We start from the raw sequence: 3,606 nt of genomic DNA on the forward strand, positions 1-3,606 counted from the left end.
CTTGAGCCCCCAGGGACGGCGTGAACGTCGTCTCCGGCGGAGCAGGGGCGCGTTTCGGACAGAGGTACGCAGTCGTCCGCGCGGGGTCGTCGCCTCGCACGTGTAGGCTATCGCTGAATCGCCTACTGGAGCCGCAATAGTCGCGCCGGAGAAGTTCACGAGGAGTGTGAGTGTAAGAACGCTAAAGCACGTCGGGTATTTCATAGCTCGTTCCCTCGAGTCGTTGATTATTTCGCAGTCCTGAAACCCTGACCGTGAATCGCCATTCTTGGCCTCTTGGTCGGATACACCCTAATCACTCGTGCACACACGAGTAAATATGCCATGTGTCGTAGTCTCGGCTGTGCTTTTTCGGCACCACCCGTCGTCACATACTCTGGACTTCGCTTAACCAGAGCCCGCATTGAACACATAACCTTGTCAGCCCACCGGTTACCTCTGTCACCGTTATAGGAGTGGAGGCGACATGATGCGGCGTGGAAGGAAGATAGTGGCGTGGGTGGTGGGGATCCTGATCCTGCTCATCATCGTGATCATTCTGTTTATCGCCCTGTTCGACTGGAACAGGCTTAAACCGACGATCAACGAAAAGGTTTCCGAGGCCATCGGCCGGCCTTTCGCCATCAATGGCGACCTTTCGGCACACTGGTCGCGCGAACCAGGCGAAGACGGGCTGGTCAGTCTGATTCCGTGGCCGCACTTCACCGCGCTCGACATCACGGTGGCGAACCCGGACTGGGCGAAGACGAAACAGTTCGCGACCTTGCAGTCCCTTGAGTTCCGCCTTTCGCCGTTCCCGCTCATCTCGCACCGCATCGTCGTGCCGGAGATTCGACTCGGTCAGCCGGTCATCGACCTCGAGCGCGTGAAGAACGGCGACAACACCTGGACGTTCAAGATGCCCGAGAGCACGGGCCCGTCCGAGTGGCAGCTCGAGCTCAACGCCATTGCCTTCGACAAGGGTCACGTCGATTTCAACGACGCGACCAACCAGATCGCCATGGGTATTGACGTGACGCCGCTGGGCAAGGGCATTCCCTTCGACGAGATCATGGCGCAGCAGGAGAAGGATTCGCGCGCGCAGGCCGCGAAGACCAATGGCGCCACGACGAAGGCCATGGCCAGGAACGGCGCCGGAGACACGGATCGCCAGGACCAGACCAAGAAGAAGCAGGTGTACCAGTTCCAATGGGACGCCAAGGGTACGTACAAGAAGTCGACTGTCGAAGCCAAGGCGAAGACCGGCGGTGTGCTCGCGCTTCGCGACACGAATCGTCCCTTCCCTGTGCAGGCCGACGCACGCTTCGGTGACACTCATATTGCTTTCGTCGGCACGCTGACCGATCCGCTCAACGTGGGTGCGCTCGACATCCGCCTGTGGTTGTCGGGCACGAGCATGTCGCATCTCTACGATCTCACCGGCGTGACCCTTCCCGATACGCCGCCGTTCGCCACGGAAGGCCATCTCAAGGCCAATCTCAAGAAGGGCGCGAGCGTCTTCACCTATGACAACTTCACCGGCAAGGTCGGCGGCAGCGATCTCGGCGGCAGCCTCACCTTCAACACCGGTGGCCAGCGTCCGAGCCTGACCGGCAAGCTGAAGTCGAACCAGTTGCTGTTCTCGGATCTCGCCCCGCTGGTCGGCGGAGGCTCCAACGCAGAGAAAACCGAGCGCGGCGACTCGGTGAAACAGCCCGACGACAAGGTGCTTCCGGTCGAACCGTTCAAGACCGATCGCTGGAACGCGATGGACGCCGATGTCGAGTTCACGGGCGTGCATATCGTTCATGGCGATCGCTTGCCGGTCGACAACCTCTTCACCCATCTCACCATGAAGGACGGCAAGCTTGCCCTCGACCCGCTGAGGTTCGGCGTGGCCGGTGGCACGGTCGGCAGCAACATCCACGTCGATGGCTCCACCACGCCCATGAAAGGCACGTTCAACATGGGTGCGCGGCATCTGAAGCTGAAGGAGCTGTTTCCCAAACTGGCGCCGGGAGACACGACGCTGGGTGAACTCAATGGCGACGCTTCCCTGACTGCCGTGGGCAATTCGCCGGCGGCCTTGCTGGGCAGCTCCAACGGCGAGATCAAGTTGCTGATCAACGATGGCGCGGTCAGCAGTTCGCTGCTGGAACTGGCCGGCCTGAATGTCGGTAGCTATGCAGTGAACAAGCTGTTCGGCGACGAAACGGTCAAGATCAACTGCATGGCGGCCGACCTCGTTGCCACGAACGGCGATATGGATTCGAAGCTGTTCGCCTTCGATACGGAGAAGGCGCTTATCAACGTGACCGGCGATATCGACTTCAAGAGCGAGAAGCTCAACCTCGATATCGTGCCGCACACGAAGGGCTTCCGCCTGTTCTCGCTGCGCTCGCCGCTGTACGTGCACGGCACGATGAAGAACCCGTCGGTTGGCGTGCATCCGGGACCGCTGATCCTGCGCGGCGGTGGTGCCGTCGCCCTGGCCGTCTTCGCCGCGCCCGTTGCTGCCATCGCCGCGCTGGCCGTCCCCGAAAGCGGCAAGGCCGACGCTACGCAGTGCAAGCCGTTGCTCGACGACCTCAAGAGCGCCCCGCCCAAGGCCCCGCCCCCGGGCAAGACCCAGGCCCAGGCCGACGCTAAGAAGAAATAACGCTAATTGCCCTTGCCCCCTGTAGGAGCCGATTCATCGGCGATGGCATCGCCCAGACGGTGATCCGCTGCCACGGCCTTCGCCGATGAATCGGCTCCTACACAAGAACTGCGTTTTGCCGCAAGCTTGCGGGCATGCTGCCCTCCCGCAAAGCCCACCTCCAGATCCACTTCTGTGTCCTGCTGTGGGGCTTCACCGCCATCCTCGGCAAGCTGATCACGCTGGCGGCGTTGCCCTTGGTGTGGTGGCGCATGTTGCTGGTGTCGGCCACCCTGCTCTGTGTGCCCCGTGTGTGGCGCGGGTTGCGTGCGTTGTCGCCGAAGCTTCTGCTTTCCTACGCGGGCATCGGCGTGATCGTCGCCCTGCACTGGCTCACGTTCTACGGCGCGATCAAGCTCGCCAACGCGTCCGTCGCGGCGACATGCATCGCCTTGTGCCCGGTGTTCCTCGCCGTTGTCGAACCCTGGGTAGCCGGTCGTCGCTTCGATCCACGCGAGTTGCTGATCGGTGCTGCCATCGTGCCGGGCGTCGTCCTCGTGGCGGGTGGCTTGCCGGGTGAGATGCGGCTAGGCCTGGCGATCGGTGTGCTTTCCGCGCTGTTCGTCGCTTTTTTCAGCGCGTTTAACAAGCGACTGATCGATCGGGCGGATGCACTCACGGTGACCTGCATCGAGCTAGGTACGGGGACGTTGTTCCTTACCGTGTTGGCACCATTCATGGCTACGCYGGCCTTCGTCCTGCCGAGCCTGCACGATGCGTTACTGATGGTGGTACTGGCTTACGGATGCACGTTGCTGCCGTTCGCTCTCGCGCTGGCAGCGCTGCGTCATCTGACGGCGTTTGCAACGCAGATGGTGACGAACCTCGAGCCGGTTTACGCGATCGTGCTGGCGATTCCGCTGCTGGGCGAGCAGCGGGAACTGGGCTGGACGTTTTATCTTGGCGTGGCGGTGATTATCGGTGCGGTG

The 3,606-nt window shown here is 61.8% G+C and carries 2 protein-coding genes; both read left to right on the forward strand.

Going from position 1 to position 3,606, the window contains the following annotated elements; all coding sequences use genetic code 11:
* Positions 1-469: 469 nt before the first annotated feature.
* Positions 470-2,638, forward strand: a complete 2,169-nt coding sequence (locus AC1DT2_RS18065; protein WP_477297856.1) for an AsmA family protein — start codon at positions 470-472, stop codon at positions 2,636-2,638.
* Positions 2,639-2,772: 134 nt separating this feature from the next.
* A partial coding sequence (locus tag AC1DT2_RS18070) for a DMT family transporter (RefSeq protein ID WP_477297855.1) occupies positions 2,773-3,606 on the forward strand: 834 nt, incomplete at its 3' end.

The organism is Luteibacter sp. P4_E6, from assembly GCF_056401535.1.

Coding starts and splice junctions, on each gene's coding strand:
- AC1DT2_RS18065 (WP_477297856.1), top strand. CDS start 470: ATGCGGCGTGGAAGGAAGATAGTGGCGTGGGTGGTGGGGATCCTGATC.